The following is an 18,641-nucleotide window of genomic DNA, read 5'->3' as shown; positions in this document are numbered from 1 at the left end:
GCGGCTCACTTCATCAGGTCGATGGATTTGGAAACCATGTCTTTCACGGCCGAGATGGCGGCGACGTTGGCCTGGTAGCCGCGGGTGGCGCCCATGAGGTCGACCATCTCCTCGGCCGGGCTCATATGCGGGAAGGCGACGTAGCCGCGGGCGTCGGCGTCGGGGTGGCTGGGTTGGTAGCGCATGTCCGGCGGACGGCTGTCCTCAACGACCTGCGAGATCCCGACCCCCATCGACCCGGCGGACATCTCGGTCTGGAAGACGGCGGAGAAGGGTGATGCCTGGGCCTCGGATTCGAAGACGACGTCCTTGCGGCGATAGGGACCACCATCGGGCGTGCGGGTGGTCTCGGAGTTGGCCAGGTTTTCGACGATGACTTCGGCGCGGGCCCGCTGGGCGGCCATGCCGGATGCGCTGACGGATAAGAGGTTGAAGAGGCTCATGCGCCCTTGCCCTCCTCGATCGCCTTGCGGACGGTGCGCAGTTCGTTGCGCAGCAGGTTGGTGGCGACGTTGAAGCGCAGGGCATTCTCGGCCAGCAGGCGCGATTCCCGGTCGAGGCTCACGTTGTTGCCATCGTTCTTCATGGTGAGACCCGTGGGTTCGATCACGTTGGGCGTGCCGCCGGGCGTCTGCGAAAGGAATTCGAACTGGAAGTCGAGATCCTTGGTGCGATAGCCGGGGGTATCGAGGTTCGCCAGATTGGCCGCGACGAGCTTCTGACGGTCTGCCAGCAGGTCCATGTAGCCTTCGAGGCGGGCGGTGATGGCCGGTAGCATGTTGATGGATCCCATGCAGATGTGTGGCCAAGGGCTTATCGGCCGCGGGTGGGCCGCTATTAGGAGAATCGGACCTTTAGAATGATTGAATTGGAAGGAGCGAGGGAAAGGGCTTAGTCCTCGTACATCGAGGGGTAGGCGAGTTTCATTTCGGAAGCGGTTTCATGCGCTGTACCAATTTGGATCAGGCGGCCCTTGCCGATTCCAGGACAGCGGCGGCCGGTTTTCTCCCATTCCTTGCGACTCTCGAGCAGTTCCGGCCAGAAGGGGAAGAGACGGCATTGGGTGGGTTTGTTCTCATGAATCGAGCAGCCGCCGTGCAGCAGGAAATGGCACTGGCGGTCGCGCGGTTTGCGCAGGCGCAGCAGGTGGCGGGTGCGATAGACGTATTTCTTCTCAAACTCGGCAGGAGTGAGGCCCAACTGCCCTGCTGCATTCTTCAGATCCTGTTCCGTGATATAGACATAGCCTTCCATATCGCAACAGCGGGTACAGCCGGGCTGGCAGGTGAAACGCACGCCTTCCATACCGGACAGGATAGCGGTTCTGCCGGGATGGCGGTTGTGCCGGCCGGGCGATGGGGGGTATTCTCGACAATAAGGCATTGTGCGCGAGCGATTCGCGCAACATTTTGCCGGATGGATGTTTTAGGGAGACGGCGGTTAGTTTATGGCAGCCAGAGACGACGGCGAGTTTGAACTCATCCTTGGAAACAAACAACTGCTCAGCGTTTTGTTCATCGTGATCGTACTGCTGGGCGTCTTCTTCACCATGGGATTCCTGGCCGGCCGCAGCACCGGCGCCGGGACGACGGTGGCGCAGAACAAGCCGGTGGACAAGGCTCCGCTGTCTGTCGACGCGCCGAATCCTCCGAAGGAGACCATCCCCGCGGCTACTGAACCGGAAACGGTCGAGAAGCCGCTGGAGAAACCGGCCGAGCAGCCCATTGAGCGCCAGCCCGAGCCGGCTCCCAAGAAACAGGTGGAACCGCCGCCCGCCCCGAAGAAGGAAACGCCCAAGAAGGAAGCCGCCAAGAAGGAGACTCCGAAGCCGGAGCCGACCCGTGCGGCGCAGGGCGGATTCGTGCAGGCTCCGCCGGCGGGCATGTACCTGCAGGCAGCGGCGACGCGCCGGGCCGAGGCGGAATCGATGCTGGGCGCGATCGGCGGCAAGACCGGGTTGCACGGCTTCGTCACGCCTTCGCCGAAGTCGAGTGAGCTGTTCCGCGTCATCATCGGACCGCTGGGCGGCAACGAAGCCGTGGCCAATGCGCGCCTGAAGCTGATTGAACTGGGTGTCAAATCTCCGTACGTCGTGAAATATTGATGGATTCCCTCGTCCAGCTGGACCCACGGCCCAAGAAGCAGCGCCTGCGGCTGCCGGAGTTCCTGCGCAAGCCGGATACGCATTTCCATTCGGTGCAGTTGCTGAAGAACGACCTGCGCGGCCACAACCTGCACACGGTGTGCGAGTCGGCGCGCTGCCCGAACATTCACGAATGCTTCCACCGCGGCGCGGCGACGTTCATGATCCTGGGCAATATCTGTACGCGGGGCTGCACGTTCTGCTCCGTGCCCAAGGGTTCGCCGGAAAAGCAGGAGATGCCCATCGATCCGCTGGAGCCTGAGAATGTAGCCCGCATGGCGGCGCAGATGGGCCTGCGCTATGTGGTGATCACCAGCGTGAATCGCGACGATCTCGCTGATGGCGGCTCGCACCATTTCGCCGAGACCGTGCGCCGCGTGCGGGCAGCCCTGCCCGAGGCGACGGTGGAGGTATTGACTCCGGACTTCTGCGGCGACCTGGACGCCGTGGCGCGCGTGCTGGACGCCGGGCCGCATGTGTTCAACCACAACATGGAGACGATCGCGCGGCTCTACCGCCGGATCCGGCCGCAGGCGAACTACCAGCAGTCGTTGGACGTGCTGGGCTTCGCGCGGAGCTATCGGGCCGACGTCCTGACCAAATCGGGCCTGATGGTGGGCCTGGGTGAGACGGAAGACGAGGTCAACGGGCTGCTGCGCGACCTGCGAGGCGTGCACGCCGATGTGGCGACCATCGGGCAGTACCTGCAACCGACGCGGCGCAATGTGGAAGTGTCCGAGCATGTGACGCCGGACCGCTACGAGCGCTGGCAGGCGTACGGCGAATCGATCGGGTTCAAGAAGGTCTTCGCCGGACCGTTCGTCCGTTCCAGTTACATGGCCGACCTGGTGAACCATTCGGCCCGGGAGGCGCGCCCCGAGGCGCAGGTGTAATGTACCGCTGGCAGTTGTCCCTGGCCGGTTCCATTTTGACGGCCGTTTTTCTCATCGTTCTCTTCCCGCCGTTTCAGATCCCCCTGCTCGCTCCGGTCGCGCTGACGCCGCTGCTGTATGCGCTCGCGCAGGAGCCGGACGGCAAGCATCGTTTCCTGTGGGGCTGGCTGTGCGGGTTCCTCTACTGGGTGATCGTGTGCCATTGGATCCGCGATGTGCTGGCGGCCTATGGCGGACTGACCGGACCGCTCAGTTGGCTCGCCGTGGTGCTGTTTGCCGCCGCCAAGGGACTCCACATGGCGGTCTTTGCCTGGCTGGCCGGGTTCGTCCTGAATCGCTCGTGGGCCATTCCAGCCGTCGCGGCGCTGTGGACCGGCATTGAGCGCACACACGGCACTCTCGGGTTCGCTTGGCTGACGCTGGGGAATGCGGGCATCGAGATGGCCGCTCCGTTGCGGGCGGCGCCGGTGTTCGGAGTATACGGTTTATCATTCATCTTCGCCCTGCTGGCCGCCGGGTTGACGATGGTGGCGCTGCGGCGCGACCGCCGCCAACTGGCGTGGCTGCTGCCTTTGGTGCTGCTGTACATCCTGCCGATCGCCGGCCCCACCAAGGCGCCCGACGCGCAGGCCGCGGCGATCCAGACCAACATTGGCGCGGACGTGAAGTGGACCGCCGAGGAGAAGGAACGGGTGGTGAAGCGGCTGTCCCTGCTGACGCTGCAGGAGTCGCTGGACGTGTCCAAGCCCAAGCCGAACCTGGTGCTGTGGCCCGAGGCTCCGGCTCCGTTTTACTACTACGACGATGCGGCGTTCCGCGAGCAGGTGACCGGCGCGGCGCGGCTGGCCGGGGCTCCGCTGCTGTTCACGGGCGTGGCCTACTCGGCCCAGAAAGAGCCCCTGAACTCGGCCATTCTGCTGGGTCCGGAAGGGCAGTTGCTGGGGCGCTATGACAAGGTGAACCTGGTGCCGTTCGGCGAGTACATTCCGGCGGGCTTTGGCTGGATCCAGAAGATCTCGAGCGAGGCGGGCAACTACGCGCCCGGGCCGGGTCCGAAGGTGTTTATCACGGAAGGCCATACGCTGGGCGCGTTCATCTGCTACGAATCAGCCTTCCCCAGCTACATCCGCGAGTTCGCCAGGAGCGGCGCGGAAGTGTTGATCAACCTGACGAACGACGGCTACTTCGGACGCGGCATCGCGCGGCAGCAGCATCTGCAACTGGTGCGGATGCGGGCGGTGGAGAACCAGCGCTGGGTGCTGCGGCCGGCCAACGACGGTATTACGGCGTCAATCGACCCGGCGGGACGCATCTGGGACCGGCTGCCCGAGTTCAAGCTCACCAGCGGCCGGCTGCGCTTTGGCTGGAACCGGACAAAGACGCTTTACACGGAATATGGCGACTGGTTCGCGTGGCTGTGCCTGGCTGCCGGACTGGCTGGAGTTGTCTACACGCAGCTCCCCACCTATCGTCCGGCGGAGTAACCGCCTGGCGCAGTAAAATGGGCGCGCCATGCTTCGATTGTTTCTCCCGCTGATTCTGGTGCTGTGCGCGCAGGCGGCTCCGCTGCCGGTGCGCGGCATCCACCTGGGCGCCCCCTCGCCGGAAGAGATGCCCTTGGCGATCCGCTTCATCGAAGAGGCGCTGCCGAAGGAGGGCGTGAACGTCCTGATCCTGGAGTTCAACTACCGCTATCAGTACGCCAGCCATCCGGAGGTGGTGGACGCCAACGCGCTGTCGGCGGATCAGGTGCGCCAACTGGCCGCGTCGTGCCGCAAGGCGAATGTGCGGCTGATTCCGCTGATCAACCTGCTGGGCCACCAGTCGTGGGCGAAGACGACGTTCGGCCTGCTGCGGGCTCATCCGGAGTTCGATGAGACGCCGAAGATGTATCCCGAGAACAAGGACATTTACTGCCGCAGCTACTGCCCGCGGCATCCCAAGGTACACGGCGTGCTGTTCGACCTGATCGACGAGCTGATGGCCGTGACCGGCGCCGATGCGTTTCACGCCGGCATGGACGAAGTGTTCCTGCTGGGCGAGAAGGAGTGCAAGCGATGCCGGGGCCGCAACAAGGCCGAGCTCTTCGCGAATGAGGTGAAGGCGATCCACGCGCACCTGGCGAAGCAGAAGAAGGAGCTGTGGATCTGGGGCGACCGGCTGATCGACGGCAAGGTGACGGGCATTGGCAAGTGGGAGGCGAGCGTGAACGACACGGCTGCGGCGCTGGCGCTGATCCCGAAGGACGTGGTGATCAACGACTGGCACTATGAGGCTCCGCACGCGACGGGCACCTACTTCGCGCTGTCGGGCTTTCGCGTAGTGAGTTCGCCGTGGAAGAAGACGCCGGTGGCGCTGGGCCAACTGGCGCAGATCCGCGACGCCCGCGCGCATTCCACCAAACCGGTGGGCGACCGGATGCTGGGCATGCTGCAGACGACGTGGGTGGGCTTCGGACCGTTTGTCCGCGCGTACTTTGGAGAAGGAGAGCCGCCGAAGCAGGGCGTGCCGGAGGCGGTGGAGTGCTTCCGCGCCCTTTTCGCCGAATTGAGGACGATGAATTAGCCATGCTGACTCGACGCGAATTCAACTTTTCGATGCTGGCGGCTCCGGCCGTCGTGGGCACTGCGTTGGACAAGACTCCGGCGCGGGCCATCGGGCTGGACGGAGCCGAGGCGGCGGCCTGCAAAGTGACACGGCGCTGGACCGGGCCGGTGTGCCGCGCGAGCGTCACGAATAGCGGAGCACAACCGGTGCGGCTGCGCGAGATCGTGCTGTTCGAGGGTCCGCACGGGTATGGACCGGAGACCAAGCTGTACGGCGAAGGCTTCACGATGCTGAGCCAGACTGGCGGCACGCTGGGTGCGCCTACGGCCATCGGCGGATATCTCGACAGGAAGCATTACCGGATCCCGGAGCCGGCGGACGCGACCACCGTGTATAGCGTAGCGTGCCTGTCGCCGGCGGCCAACCGGCATGAGCTGATGGCGTTCACGTCGTCGCGGCGGTACGTGGGGCGGTTCCATTTCCGGGCGTCGACGCTGCAGGTCACGCTGGATTGCGAGGGGCTGGAGCTGGCCCCGGGGCAGACGTGGCCGCTGGAGGAGTTTGTCCGGCTGGAAGGGACTAACCGCGCGGCGCTGTTCGAGCAGTTGGGCGGGCTGATCGCGAAGAATCATCCGCCGCTGAAGTGGGCCACTCCGCCGGAGGGCTGGTGCTCGTGGTATTGCTTCGGACCGAAGGTGACGGCGCAGCAGGTGCGCGACAACCTGGAGTGGATCGCCAAAAACGCTCCGAATTTGAAGTACGTGCAGATCGACGACGGGTATCAGCCAGCGATGGGCGACTGGCTGGAGACGGGGACGGCGTTCGGCGGCGATATCCGGGCGGTGTTGAAGGAGATCAAGACGCGCGGGTTTGAGCCGGCGATCTGGGTGGCTCCGTTCATCGCGGAAGAGAAGTCCAAGCTGTTCACTGAGCATCCGGGCTGGTTCATGAAGGATGAACAGGGCGCGCCGCTGGCGTCGAACAAGGTGACGTTCGGCGGGTGGCGGAGAGGGCCGTGGTACGCGCTGGATGCGACACAGCCGGCGGTGCAGCAGCATCTCAAATCGGTGTTCCGGACGATGAACCAGGAGTGGGGCGTCACCTATTTCAAGATGGACGCGAACTTCTGGGGCGCGATGCACGGCGGCCGGCTGTCGGATGGCAAGGCGACGCGCGTCGAGGCCTACCGGCGCGGCATGGAAGCGATCATCGAAGGCGCGGGGCGCAGCTTCCTGCTGGGCTGCAACCATCCCATGTGGCCGTCGCTGGGGTTAATTCACGGGTCGCGATCGTCGGGCGACATCTCGCGCAAGTGGAGCACGGTGAGCATGGTCGCCAGCGAGAATCTGAACCGCGCCTGGCAGAACGGCCGGCTGTGGTGGAACGATCCCGACGCGCTGGTGCTGCTGGGTGGGCTGCCGGAGGACGAATTCATGTTCCATGCCGCGGCGACCTACGCCACGGGCGGCATGCTGCTATCGGGCGATGATCTGACGAAGATGACGCCGGAGCGCCAGGCGCTGCTGTTGAAGCTGCGGCCCACGGGGCAGGCGGCGGCGTTTGATCCCGAGTTTAAAATCGGCCGGATGAAGCGGCCGGGCCACGAACTGGTGTTCGTGCTGAACTGGTCCGACAAGACGGTGACGCAGTCGTTCCTGCTGCCGGGCCTTGTGCAGGTGAAGGACTTCCTTACCGGCGAGGACATGGGCAGGCACAAGGGCGACTGCGAGGTGCCGGACATGCCGCCGCACTCGGGGCGGGTGTTTCAGTTGGTGGGCTGAACGGGGCGTTTGCCGGACGACTTCCACATCTGCAGCGCGCGGAAGCCTCGTTCCGTCTCCTGCGGCGTGATGGAGCAGTGGCCGCCGCGCCGGACGTACTGCTGCGCGAACCACTGCCCTGCCCCGGCATAGCGGACGAGATCGGCGTAGGCGTTGGGCACCGCGGGCGGCACTAGCGGGTCGTAGGTGGTGTGGATGGCGAGCATGGGGCGCGTGAGGCGGCCGGTGGGCGTGTAATACGTGCGGACGTACTCGGCGGCGCGGGGATCGGCGGTATAGCGCGTCACGCCGTCGTTCAGCTTGTTGTCGTCGGGCGAGCCGCTGTAGATGGTGTCGTGGTTGTCGAACGGGTTGCCGCCGCCGCGCTGCTGCAGGTCGAGCAGGACGTAGGTCCAGAAGACGAGCGTATCGGCGAGGTCGTGGTCAGTAGGAATGCCGGCCCATTGGCGGACCGCGGCGGCTTGCTGCGGCTTTGACTTCAGTAAGGCTTCGATCTCGGCGGTCTTCTCGGACGTCATGCGATAGGACGCCAGCACCTTGGCCGGGTTGGGCAAGGCGCCCGGGAAGTAGAAGTCGAAGACGACGCGCATGTCGAAGACGCGGTGTTGCACGAACTGTTCGGCGGAGCCCAGAGGGCCGCACAGCGCGAGGCCGCCATCGTAGGCGCTGGGGTACTTCTCCAGCAGGGTCATGGTGAGGAAGCCGCCCATGGAATGGCCCATCACGAAGGTCTCGACGGGTTTGCCGTACTTGCCGGTGAAATAGCGGCGCAGGGCTTCCGTGTCCTGGATGGCCTGCTCGACCGCCCAGCCTCCAGCGGCGTAGCCGGATTGGATGACGGCCACTCCGCTGTCGAGAAAGCCCGAGAACTGCGGCTTCTCGTTCTGCGCGAATTTGACGGGGTTGCCGTCGTAGCCGTGGCAGTAGACGAGCAGGACGCCGGTCCAGCGCGCCGGGACGTCGATGCGGTAGCTGGCGCCGTTCAACGTGCCGGTTTCGACACGTGGCTGGGCCTGGCAGGCGGCGCTGAACAGGGCCGTCAGCAACAACAGGACGGTGCGGAGCTGCTTCATGCGGATCCTCCGTAACAGGCTGACGAGGGTGGCAGAGCGGGATCGGGCGGTCCGCCCTACCCGAAGGCGGGCGGACCACGAGTTTGCCTAGCTGTGGCGGATCACCAGCACATCGCCATCCTTGACGATGTACTCCTTGCCTTCCAGCCGGAGCTGGCCCTTCTCGCGCAGCCCGCCATAGCCGTTCTGGTCGACCAGCGTCTGCCAGTTCACGACTTCGGCGCGGATGAACTTCTTTTCGAAGTCGGAGTGGATGGCGCCGGCCGCTTTCACGGCGGTGGAGTTGATCGGAATCGTCCAGGCGCGCACTTCCGTCTCGCCGGCCGTGAGGAAGCTCATCAGGCCCAGCAGGCGGTACATGACGTTGATCAGGCGGCCCAGGCTGCTGCCGGGCAGGCCGTAGCTGGTCATATACTCGGCAGCCTCTTCGGGCGAAAGCTCTGACAGTTCGGCCTCGATCTTGCCGCAGACCGCGCAAAGCTCGGCGTTGGCCTTGCCGGAGAGAAGTTGCTCGCGCAGGCTGGCTTCCTTCTCGGGCAGGGTGGCGGCATCGGCTTCGCCGAGGTTCATCACCAGCAGGATCGGCTTCTGCGACAGGAACTGGAAGCCGCGCAGCAGCTTCTCGTCGGCCGGTTCGAGTTCCCAGGCCCGCAGCGGTTCGCCCGCTTCCAGCTTGCCCTTGGCGATCTCCAGCAGCTCGAATTCGCGGTCCAGTGACTGGTCGCGGATCTTCTTGCGTTCCTTTTCCAATCGTTCCAGGCGCTTTTCGACGACGACCAGGTCGCTGAGGATCAGTTCCATGTCGAGGTCTTCGATGTCGCGGCGCGGATCGACGTTGCCCTTCTCGTGCGGCACGGTGTCGTCTTCAAACACGCGGACCACGTGGGCGATGGCGTCCACCACGCGCAGGCTGGCGAGGTAGCTGGGGTCGCGCAGGGCTTCCTTGGAGATAGCCGGGAAGTCGAGGAATTCGATGGTGGCGTAAGTGATCTTCGGCGGCAGGAAGATCTTGGCCAGGGCGTCGATGCGCTGGTCTGGCACCTTGGTCATGCCGACGCGCGCTTCCATGGTGCCCACGCGGGTGGCTTCGTGTACGCCCGTGAGGATAGTGAACAAGCTGGTCTTGCCCGTCATGGGGAGACCGAGAATGGCTGTTTTCATAAAACTTATAGGGGAACTTCTACCCGGTTCAGGATTTCGGCCAGTAGCCGCTCGGCCGTTTCCGTCGAGCGGTTGGAGAGCGACACCCGCTGGTTGAGAACCACGCGGTGCGCAAATACCGGCACGGCCAGGCGTTTGATGTCGTCCGGAAGAACGTAGTCGCGGCCCTCCAGCAGGGCCAGGGCCTGCACGGCGCGATACAGCGCCTGCGCGCCGCGCGGGCTGACGCCCAGCAGCAGCGATTCGTGCGAACGCGTGGCTTCGACGATGCTCAGCATGTAGCTGACAAGCGATTCGTCCACGCTGACGCGCTCCGCCGCCAGTTGCGCGCTGAGCAATTCCTCAGGCGTCAGGATGGCCTGCGGAGCGGGTCCGTTCACGCCAGGCGACTGGCGCAGGATCTCGCGTTCGCTGGCGCGGTCAGGGTACCCGATGCGCAACCGCATCAGGAAGCGGTCGAGCTGCGATTCCGGCAGCGGGTAAGTCCCGTGGTGCTCCACCGGATTCTGCGTGGCGATGACGAGGAACGGCTCCGCCATGGGGTAAGTGTGGCCGTCGATCGAAATCTGGCGTTCGTTCATCGCCTCCAGCAGCGCCGACTGCGTCTTGGGCGTGGCGCGGTTGATCTCGTCGGCCAGCAGGAAACTGGTGAAGATGGGGCCGGGCTTGAATTCGAACTCACCCGTGCGGGCGTTGTAAATGGTGACGCCCAGGATGTCGCCGGGCAGCATGTCGGCCGTGCACTGCAGGCGCTGGAAGCCGCAGCTCACCGTGCGGGCCAGGGCCTGGGCGAGCGTCGTTTTCCCGACACCGGGGACGTCTTCAATCAGCAGGTGCCCGCGCGACAGCAGACACACTACCGACATACGAATGACATCGGCCTTGCCGCGGATCACCGCGTTCAGCGACGCTTCGAGTTCTGCCAATCTGGTTGCGGCCGAGACCGCGGCCTCAGGGCCGTGCATGTTGTTTCTATGATAGCGATTCTTCAGCGAAGACAGCTCACCGCTTGCGCGAAGTGCCTTGCTGCAGGAATCGGCGCCCGCACCGGCAGGAACGTGCAACCGCCATCCTGCTAGTGAGTTTCGGACGGCCGGATGGGCCGCAGATACTCAAATTCCACCCAACCCAGGCGGCCCGCCTCCGGCCCGTCGAGGATCTCCACCTGGTAGCGGCTGCCGTCGTCCACCTTTACGCGCACCTGGGTGCCCGTCGTCATCGGCAGGGCGGTCTGCTCGGCTTCGGCCTTTTCCAGCGCCGTCCGATCCTGTTTGCCCATCGCACTCTGCAGGATGCGCGTATCTTCCCGCGACTGCGCCAGCCAGATCGCCTGCCCGGTGGTGTTGGTCAGCACCGCCACTTCGCCCTTGTGCAACATATGGTTCTCGGCAGTTTCGGGCTTCAGCTTCCAAGCCTGGCCGACCCCGAACAGGATGACAAACCCGGCCAGAATCACCACGATCAAGAGAAACTTATTCACAGCGGTTTCCTTTCTACCGCGGATCAATCCGTCTTTGAGGATAGAGATATCCGATTTGAAGTCAAGCCCCGCCCGAAATGGGGCCGGGCACGCGTCCCGGTCTGATACGATACAAGTTCACTGCCATGACTCGCATGCTTCGAGCGGCTGTGGTACTGGCTTGCCTGGGGGCCTTGCTGCAGTCCCAGGCCTTCTCCCAAGGGAAGAAGAAGAACAAGAAGGATGAGGACTTCACGCAGACCCTGGCGGTGGCGCCCGATCCCCCGTCGGCCGTCGCCGCGGATACCGCGAAGTTGTCCTTCCTCATCGCCCCCCTGTCTGCCAAGGGCCTGCTGTCGCAGCAGACGCGCGACGCGCTCAAGTGGCTGATGCAGAACAGCAAGGGCTCCCAGTTTGTACGGATTCGCGCCTATGTCGCCGGTACCGGCGATTTGCGCCGCATCCCCTCGCTGGTCAGCGAGATGTTCACTGAAAAGAAGATCGCCCTGCCGGTGGTCACGGTGGTCCAGGTGGGCGGTCTCCCGCTGGAAGCGGCCCAACTCCAACTGGTCGCCACGGTGCAGGACCGCAAGACGGTGAATCCCGGCGGTGTCCTTTTCCTCGCCGCCCAACAGCCGTCCCTGCAGCAGTCGATGGAACAGTTGAGGTCCCGCGCCGGCAACAGCGAGGTACAAATGCTGGCCTGCGCCGCACCGACCCTGGAAGAGGTGACGGCGGCGCGCACAGCCGCCACCACGCTGTTTCCCCGGGCACAGCTCGTGTTCTACCAGGCCCAGCGCTCAGTCAGCCAGCCTGTGGCCGCCTGCGAAGGGGTAGCCCGGCTGGCGCAACCCCCGGATGGAGGCGCCCGCTTCCAGGAAGGCGCTGTCGCCGTTTCATCGCCCCGCCTCATCTTCAGCGGAGCCCAACTGGCGTTCCGCTACCAGGAAGCCGACGCGCGCCTCGCCTTCCAGCGGCTGGAGAAGACGCTGCAGTCGCTGGGCGGGTCCTTGAAGCGGACCGTGTCGCTCAACGCCTACCCGCTCTCGCCCCAACTGGCCGACCTGGTGGCCCGCGTCCGCCTCGAATTTCTTGATCGCGACCACCTGCCGTCCGGCACGTCGCTGCCGTACGAAGGGCTGCCGTCGATGGACGCCAGCTTCGGCCTGGAAGCGATCACCCTGGGTTCGCCCACTCCCTGATTCATACAGTCCACGAGGTCTTCCTTCATGTCACAAAAACCAGTTGTCACGTTTGGCGAAATCATGCTGCGGCTGGCGCCTCCCGGTTATGAGCGCCTGATGATGTCGCCCCTGCTGGTCGCCACGTACGGCGGCGGCGAAGCCAATGTGGCGGTGTCTGTCGCCAACTACGGCCAGCCCGCGCGCTTCGTCACCGTGCTGCCGGACAACCCGATCACTGAAGCCTTTGTCTACCAGATGCGCGGCTTCGGCGTCGACACCAGCTTCATCCGGCGCGCCGCCGGCCGCTTCGGCATCTACTTTGTCGAGCCGGGCGCCAACCAGCGGCCCTCCAAGGTCGTCTACGACCGCGCCAACAGCTCCATCGCGCTCGCCAAGCCGGGCGATCTCAACTGGAACGCGATCTTCGCCGACGCCGGCTGGTTCCACATCACGGGCATCACCCCGGCCCTGACGCAGTCCGCCGCCGATCTTTCCATCGAAGCCGCCAAGGCCGCCCAGGCGCTGGGCGTCACCGTCTCCTGCGACCTCAACTACCGCAAGAACCTCTGGAAGTACGGCAAATCGACGCAGGAAGTGATGTCGGAACTGGTCAAGTATGTCGATTACGCCATCGCCAACGAGGAAGACTGCCAGAAGGCGCTCGGCATCAAGATCGACGTCGACGTGCACTCCGGCAAGCTCGACCAGGCTCAGTACGAGGCGCTGGCGAAGAAGGTGCTCGACACCTATCCGAACCTCAAGGCCATCGCCATCACGCTGCGCGAGAGCTTCAGCGCGTCGCACAACGGCTGGTCGGCCTGCCTGCACAACCGCGAGCAGTTCCTGGTGAGCCGCCGCTATGACATCACGCACATTGTCGATCGCGTTGGAGGCGGTGACGCCTTTGCCGGCGGCCTCGTCTACGGCCTGATCAATCTGCCCACGCATCAGGACGCACTGGAGTTCGCCGTCGCCGCTTCGTGCCTCAAGCACTCCGTGCCGGGCGACTTCAACCGCTTCACCAAGGCCGAGGTGGAGGCCTTGATCAAGGAAGGCGGCAGCGGCCGCGTGCAGCGCTAAGCGCACCCTGCCCAAACGCAAAAAGGGCCACCCGGAACGCGATTCGTTCCGGGTGGCCCTTTCTCTTTACAGTTACTGCAGCGCGGTGGCTTTGAAGCTGGTGTAGGCGCCGCTGCTTGCAAAGCGCAGCCCGATCACCGTCATCTCACCGGCCAGCGACGAGATCTCCAAACTGCCCTTCTTGCCGTCCACGATCCCGTTCAGATCGACCAGCCGGAAGGCGGCATGGCCATTGGGAGGAATCTCGGGCAATTGCACCTGGACGATGCGCTGGCCCTGCAGGTCGCGGAACGTGAAGTTCACGATCGAAGCCACGTCCGCGCTCATGTTCGCCACGGCCACCGTGGTGGTGAAGCCGCCGGTGTTGTCGAACGGCATGATAGTCCGCCCTGGCGTGGCCACATTGATCGGCACCGCCGCCTCCTGATCGGGACGGCCGGGCACAATCTGCTTGAAGACGGCGAACCCGGTCACCCACTGGCCGCTGAGGATCTCGGCCCAGCCGCTCTGCACGGACGGGCTGCTGCCCGCGGTTTCGAGGGTGACGGAAGCACCCGGCGCGATCGTCACGTTGGTGGGATCCACGCCGTTCAGGAACTGCAGCGGCCAGGCGGCGGCCGTATTATTGCCCGTGTCGCGCCAGAAGCGCAGGTTCACGTTCGCCTGGGTCGCGTCGTTGTTCACCAGCGTGATGCTGGTGCGGAACGAGGTGGAGGCATCACCGCCATCGGCGATCTGCGGCAGGGACCGCTTGCCGCGCGTGTAGCGGTTGAACGTCTGGGCTTCGAACGAGGTGAACGCGCCCGTCGGATTGAAGCGCAGGCCCAGAATCGAGATCTGGCCCGTGGTGATCCAGAAGTCGGCCGTGCCGCGCTTGTCGCCCAGGTAGGGCCACTGGGACGGGAGAGTGAAGGCGTAGTGACCGCGCGCCGGAATGTCGGGCAACCGGTCGACTTTGATGATGCGGCCCAGTTCGTCGCGGAACGCCACGCGCACCTTGGCCACTTCCGTCTGGCTCACATTGGCGATCGCCATGGCCGAAACGAACCCGTTGGCGTTGTCGAACGGCAGCAGGCTGCGCTGCATCAGCGTGGAGTTCAGCGGGACCGCCGCCTCCTGGAACCGGCCGTCGGGCCGCGATTGGCGGTAGACCGCCACGCCGCTGATCTTTTCTTTGCAAACCACTTCCGCCCAGCCGGAGGAGGTCGCCGCATCCGTGCCGGCCGTCTGCACGGACCAGCTCGCATTCGGAGGAATGACCACATTCTCCACCTTGTCGCCGTTCTCGATGGGCGGATTCCAGGCCACCGTGGCATGCGTGGTCGGCTCCGACTTGTAGAACTTCACCGTCACATAGGCCGGCGTGGTGTCGTTGTTCACCAACGTGATGGACGTCTTGAAATCGCCGCCATCTGCCACCTGCGGCAGCGAGTAGACCCGGTTGGGCTCCAACTGCGTGCGGACGGGCAGTTGCACCACCGGAGTCGTGTCGGTGGGCGTGATCAGAAGACTGTCATCGCGCGGCAACTGGACCGCGGCCAGCGTGTCCATCTGGACAGCGAAAGTCGAAGGCGTCAGGCCGCGATTGATGGATACAGTCAATTCCGGCGTCGGCACCACTTCCGTGACGTCAAAGTAGGCCAGGCGTCCGCCATTGGCGACAACCTGCACCGGCTGCGGCGGCGCGGCCACCGTGCCAAAGGCGTAGAACGTCAACTGCGAGGGCACCACCGTGAAGCCCGGCGGCTGGTCCACCACCGTCACCTTCACCGGCACCACGCCGGTGACGCCCGAGAGCGAAGGAGCCGTGATCCGCAATTCACCCGTCAGCACCGTGCCGATATCGAACCCCGAAGAGTTCACACGGATGCCCACGGTGATGGGCGAGAGGATGGGCGAGGCGTTGGTGACGGAAAGCCAGTTCGCGCCGTCCGAAGTGTAGGGTGTGATTTGAACCTCGCGCACGGTCCCATCCGAGTTCGCGATATTGAAACTCGAGGTCGTGGACGACTCCGGCCCCAGCGTGAGGTCGAGGCTGGCCGGATTCAGCAGGAAGGCGATGCCCTTCACGTTGAAGAAGACGTCGAACGTGGTCGGCAACTGGCCGGTATTGGCGGTGGGCGTGATCGTGACCTTGCCTGAATAAGTGCCGGTCTGCATCTGGAAAGGATTGCAGGTCACCTGGATGTCGAAGGTGCCGCCCGCCGCCACTGCTCCGCTGGTAGGGAAGACCTCCAGCCACCCCTGATTGCCCTGCACGGAAAAATTGAACCCGGGCCCGGTGTTGATCATCCGGACGGAAGTGTTCACCTTCCCGCCGGCCCCGGCGTCCGCGTTCAGGTTCGCCGATTGCGGCGAGAAGAAAAGATAGGGGTTCTGCGCGTGGGCCAGCGAGAGGCAACCACTGAGCAGCAGGACAGTTGCGAGTTTCATGACTTTCAGTCTCCGTGTGCCTGACCAGGCCGCGTCATACAAACCGTCGGCCCGCCCGCATAGTCATCATCATAGGTTCAGGACATGGTACACCGCAAAGGGGGTAGCTACCCATCCAGCCGCAAGCCGGGCTACACCCCCGTTTTTCGGCAGGTTTCAGCCTCCCTTTCAGGCAGCGCGAACAGCGCGCGCAGGCGCCTCCGGAAAGAAACGCCGCAACGGAATGCCGCGTCCCCTTATAATCAAGGTCAGAATCACTCATGTACTCACGCAGGCAAGTCATTCTGGGGAGCACCGCACTCGCGCTCTCTTCCGCCGCCGCCACGGCCCAGCAGCCGGCGCCGAATCTGGCGCAGCAGCCGGCCGTCAGTTCGGCCGAAGCCTTCAAAACCGCCGTCAGCGAGGTCATTGTGCCGGTCACCGTGACCGACGACAAAGGCCGCTTCGTGCGCGATCTCGACCTGAAGGACTTCGAACTCCGGGACGAAGGCAAGGTTCAGAAGATCACTTACTTCACCAGGGAGCGCAATCAGCCCGTCGTCATCGGATTTCTCGTCGACCTGTCCAATTCCAACCGCCTGCACTGGGACAAGTTCAAGGAAGCCATCCAGGATCTCGTGCTGGCCACGATGGAGCCGGATGGCAAGCCGGATCCACGTTTCTCGGGCTACCTGATCGGCTACTCGACCGAAGCCGAACTGCTGATGAACACCACCGGCGATCCGGAAAAGATCCTCGACCGTTTCCGCAAAACGAAGCCGGGCGGCGGCGCGGCCCTGTTCGATGCCGTCTACCAGTCGTGCACCAGCCGCACCCTCGTCAAGGGTGAGCCCATCGAACCCCGGCGCGTCATCGTCATCGTCGGCGACGGGCACGACAACAACAGCAAGAAGACTTTGGAAGAAGTGGTCGAAATCGCCCAGCGCAACCTGGTGACGATCTACGGCGTGTCCACCGTCGCTTTCGGCTTCCGCAATGACGGCGAACCGAACCTGAAGCGGCTCTGTGAATCCTCCGGCGGGCGCGTGGTTTATCCGCTCGAAAACCTCTACTCCGACGTCTCCGGCTACCTCTCCACGCCCTCCGACGAAGGCAACTTCGCCTATAAAGTGGGGACCGGCGGGTACGCCGCCGCCATCATGCGCGGCATCGTGAATGCCATCTCCGCCACGGCCGGCGAAATTACCACCCAGTACATCATGAGGTATACGCCGGACAATACCGACGTGGCCAAGAAATTCCGTAAGATCGAGGTCAGGGTGAATCTGGCCAACGTAAAGGTCAGGGCGCGAGAAGGTTATTATCCTTTTGCCCCCTAACAGCCGATAAGAACGATTCCATGTCGCTGCCATCCGACATCTCCGCTCCCCTGGAGACCCACACCGCGCAATATCGCGTGTTCCAGGCTTTGGGTGAGAATTGCGGTGTCGTCGTCACCGATCCCCAAACCGGAGCCTGCGCGATGCGTTTCCGCCGCGATTGGGACGAATTTGCGAACGGCGAAGCCGAGGTTCTGCAGTCTCTGGCGGAGGATCTGCCGCTCAAGCAGCAGGAGATGGGCACGGAAGCGTTCCTGCACTGGATCGACGGAAATCTTTCGAATACTCTCAGCGTGGAGCCGCCGGCCCAGGCTCTCTGCATCGACCTGGAACGGACCGCGCAAGCGCTTTACCGGCGCTATGTCCGCTCCACCGTGCATCGCTTCCAGACGCACCTGCCGCTGATCCCCATCGACCTCGCCGCCGGCGGTCTGGGACAGGACCGGGCCGCCGGCGCCAAGGAATGGATCGAGGCCGATGTACCCGGCCGCCGCGGGCTGTCCGAAGACTTCTTCCTCGTGCGGATTCACGGCCGCTCAATGGAGCCAGAGATCCCGGATGGCTCCATCTGCGTCTTCCGCTCTTACTACGGCGGCTCGCGCAGGGGCGGCATCTTCATCGTGCAGCGCATCGCCACCATGGACGAAGGCGGCGAATTCACGCTGAAGCGCTATGACAGCACCAAGCAGGTGACGGCCGAAGGCTGGAGCCATGCAAGCATCCGCATGCAGCCCGGCAATCCCGAATTCTCCAGTTGGGAACTGCGGGAAGAGGACCGCTGGGTCACCATCGCCCAATTTGTCAGCGTGCTGGAAGACCCCGTCGCCTGAGCGTGAGGCCCAGCAGCAGCAGCAATCCGGCCGAAGTCAGGACCCAGCTTTGCGGCTCCGGTGTGAGGAAGGTCGCGCCGTAGATCGGAGAGTCGCTGCCGCAGGTGCCCAGCGGATCGGCAACCGTGCAACTGGTCGATGCTTGGAAGAAGTCGTAGACTCCAGGCGTCATCTCGAACCGCACATTCTGATACGGGCTGGTGAACATGATCCCGAAGAAGTTGCGGTCCGGTCCCGGTTGCACCGCATTGGGCGGCGGAGTGTACGTCAGGGAGAGGGACCCCGGCCCCATCACCAGCGAGACAAACGAGCCGTCAATCGGGTCGCCGAGAATCGTCGACGTACCGTCGCCCGTCGTCCCCGGCAGGGTTGTGGGACAGGAACCGGTGCCGGGCTTGGCAAAGTCACACAGGAAGCCCGTATCGATGATCGTCATTTTTGTTGGATCGTACAGGAGGTCGACCGTGATCGACTGGATGTACGGGGGATCCAACACCCACAGGTAGCAGTCTGCGATGTTGCCGTTGGCGCAACCCTGCTCCCTGGCTAAACTCCACGGACCCGGGGCCGGATCCAATGGTCCTCCTGCGGTGGCAACAGGCGTAAACGCCATGGCCAAAAGGATGAACACGCCGCAACGCAATAAGTTAGCGACCATTTGCACTCCTTGGTTTCGGAGTGTATGCCGATTGTCTTACAATCTCAATTAGAAAGTTAAGTTTAATTTATTAAGCCACA

18 protein-coding genes are annotated in these 18,641 nt (G+C 64.0%); 9 read left to right on the top strand and 9 right to left on the bottom strand.

From position 1 onward, the window contains the following. Positions 1 to 5: 5 nt before the first annotated feature. The 3 genes from flgC to IRI77_RS04695 all read right to left on the bottom strand — a co-directional run bounded on the left by flgC (position 6) and on the right by IRI77_RS04695 (position 1,296). The gene (flgC, locus tag IRI77_RS04705; protein ID WP_194450922.1) at positions 6 to 443 is read right to left on the bottom strand and encodes a flagellar basal body rod protein FlgC; all 438 of its coding nucleotides are present in this window, start codon (positions 441 to 443) and stop codon (positions 6 to 8) included. Then, positions 440 to 778 (bottom strand): flagellar basal body rod protein FlgB, encoded by a 339-nt coding sequence (locus IRI77_RS04700; protein WP_228486602.1) that lies wholly within the window; start codon positions 776 to 778, stop codon positions 440 to 442. Before IRI77_RS04700 ends, flgC begins: the two co-directional genes overlap by 4 nt. 113 nt (positions 779 to 891) lie before the next feature. Further along, a complete protein-coding gene (locus tag IRI77_RS04695) occupies positions 892 to 1,296 on the bottom strand; it encodes a YkgJ family cysteine cluster protein (RefSeq protein WP_194450921.1) in 405 nt (134 codons plus the stop codon). Positions 1,297 to 1,447: 151 nt separating this feature from the next. Between IRI77_RS04695 and IRI77_RS04690 the strand changes: the two genes are divergently transcribed. From IRI77_RS04690 to IRI77_RS04670, 5 genes are read left to right on the top strand one after another with little or no spacing between them, the layout of a single operon-like run. Beyond that, positions 1,448 to 2,104 carry a hypothetical protein gene (locus tag IRI77_RS04690; RefSeq protein ID WP_194450920.1) on the top strand — a complete coding sequence of 219 codons (657 nt, stop codon included), beginning with the start codon at positions 1,448 to 1,450 and terminating at the stop codon, positions 2,102 to 2,104. Continuing rightward, positions 2,104 to 3,036: a lipoyl synthase gene (gene lipA, locus IRI77_RS04685; RefSeq protein WP_194450919.1), complete on the top strand. Its 933-nt coding sequence runs from the start codon at positions 2,104 to 2,106 to the stop codon at positions 3,034 to 3,036. Before IRI77_RS04690 ends, lipA begins: the two co-directional genes overlap by 1 nt. Further along, the gene (lnt, locus tag IRI77_RS04680) at positions 3,036 to 4,520 is read left to right on the top strand and encodes an apolipoprotein N-acyltransferase (protein ID WP_194450918.1); all 1,485 of its coding nucleotides are present in this window, start codon (positions 3,036 to 3,038) and stop codon (positions 4,518 to 4,520) included. The genes lipA and lnt overlap by 1 nt, the downstream gene beginning before the upstream one ends. A 28-nt stretch (positions 4,521 to 4,548) precedes the next feature. Then, entirely contained in the window at positions 4,549 to 5,601 is a 1,053-nt protein-coding gene (locus IRI77_RS04675; RefSeq protein WP_194450917.1) for a family 20 glycosylhydrolase, read from the top strand. A gap of 2 nt (positions 5,602 to 5,603) precedes the next feature. Continuing rightward, positions 5,604 to 7,364, top strand: a complete 1,761-nt coding sequence (locus IRI77_RS04670; protein WP_194450916.1) for a glycoside hydrolase family 36 protein — start codon at positions 5,604 to 5,606, stop codon at positions 7,362 to 7,364. Here IRI77_RS04670 and IRI77_RS04665 read toward each other — a convergent pair. The 4 genes from IRI77_RS04665 to IRI77_RS04650 form a co-directional block, all read right to left on the bottom strand. After that, entirely contained in the window at positions 7,349 to 8,437 is a 1,089-nt protein-coding gene (locus IRI77_RS04665) for an alpha/beta hydrolase (RefSeq protein WP_194450915.1), read from the bottom strand. The two genes, IRI77_RS04670 and IRI77_RS04665, sit on opposite strands and share 16 nt — an antisense overlap. A gap of 87 nt (positions 8,438 to 8,524) precedes the next feature. After that, positions 8,525 to 9,598: a redox-regulated ATPase YchF gene (gene ychF / locus IRI77_RS04660; protein WP_194450914.1), complete on the bottom strand. Its 1,074-nt coding sequence runs from the start codon at positions 9,596 to 9,598 to the stop codon at positions 8,525 to 8,527. 5 nt (positions 9,599 to 9,603) lie between these two features. Beyond that, positions 9,604 to 10,563 (bottom strand): AAA family ATPase, encoded by a 960-nt coding sequence (locus tag IRI77_RS04655; RefSeq protein ID WP_194450913.1) that lies wholly within the window; start codon positions 10,561 to 10,563, stop codon positions 9,604 to 9,606. Positions 10,564 to 10,673: 110 nt separating this feature from the next. Next, the gene (locus IRI77_RS04650; protein ID WP_194450912.1) at positions 10,674 to 11,078 is read right to left on the bottom strand and encodes a hypothetical protein; all 405 of its coding nucleotides are present in this window, start codon (positions 11,076 to 11,078) and stop codon (positions 10,674 to 10,676) included. Positions 11,079 to 11,203: 125 nt separating this feature from the next. Here IRI77_RS04650 and IRI77_RS04645 point away from each other — a divergent pair, with 125 nt between their 5' ends. Both IRI77_RS04645 and IRI77_RS04640 read left to right on the top strand, forming a co-directional pair. Further along, positions 11,204 to 12,259: a RidA family protein gene (locus IRI77_RS04645; protein WP_194450911.1), complete on the top strand. Its 1,056-nt coding sequence runs from the start codon at positions 11,204 to 11,206 to the stop codon at positions 12,257 to 12,259. A 27-nt stretch (positions 12,260 to 12,286) separates the two neighbouring features. Continuing rightward, the gene (locus IRI77_RS04640) at positions 12,287 to 13,321 is read left to right on the top strand and encodes a sugar kinase (protein WP_194450910.1); all 1,035 of its coding nucleotides are present in this window, start codon (positions 12,287 to 12,289) and stop codon (positions 13,319 to 13,321) included. Positions 13,322 to 13,393: 72 nt separating this feature from the next. Here the strand turns inward: IRI77_RS04640 and IRI77_RS04635 are convergent, their stop codons facing one another. Further along, complete coding sequence (locus tag IRI77_RS04635) at positions 13,394 to 15,754, bottom strand: BACON domain-containing protein (RefSeq protein ID WP_194450909.1); 2,361 nt, start codon at positions 15,752 to 15,754, stop codon at positions 13,394 to 13,396. A gap of 260 nt (positions 15,755 to 16,014) precedes the next feature. Here IRI77_RS04635 and IRI77_RS04630 point away from each other — a divergent pair, with 260 nt between their 5' ends. Both IRI77_RS04630 and IRI77_RS04625 read left to right on the top strand, forming a co-directional pair. Continuing rightward, positions 16,015 to 17,073 (top strand): VWA domain-containing protein, encoded by a 1,059-nt coding sequence (locus IRI77_RS04630; protein WP_194450908.1) that lies wholly within the window; start codon positions 16,015 to 16,017, stop codon positions 17,071 to 17,073. Positions 17,074 to 17,093: 20 nt separating this feature from the next. Then, positions 17,094 to 17,903 carry a S24 family peptidase gene (locus IRI77_RS04625; protein WP_194450907.1) on the top strand — a complete coding sequence of 270 codons (810 nt, stop codon included), beginning with the start codon at positions 17,094 to 17,096 and terminating at the stop codon, positions 17,901 to 17,903. Here the strand turns inward: IRI77_RS04625 and IRI77_RS04620 are convergent. Further along, complete coding sequence (locus IRI77_RS04620; protein ID WP_194450906.1) at positions 17,875 to 18,561, bottom strand: hypothetical protein; 687 nt, start codon at positions 18,559 to 18,561, stop codon at positions 17,875 to 17,877. The genes IRI77_RS04625 and IRI77_RS04620 overlap by 29 nt on opposite strands. Between the last annotated feature and the right edge of the window lie 80 nt (positions 18,562 to 18,641).

The sequence above is a fragment of the Paludibaculum fermentans genome (genome assembly GCF_015277775.1).
Classification (GTDB): domain Bacteria; phylum Acidobacteriota; class Terriglobia; order Bryobacterales; family Bryobacteraceae; genus Paludibaculum; species Paludibaculum fermentans.
The sequence above is the reverse complement of the archived record's forward strand: the minus strand, read 5'-3'. Positions and strand labels throughout refer to the sequence as shown.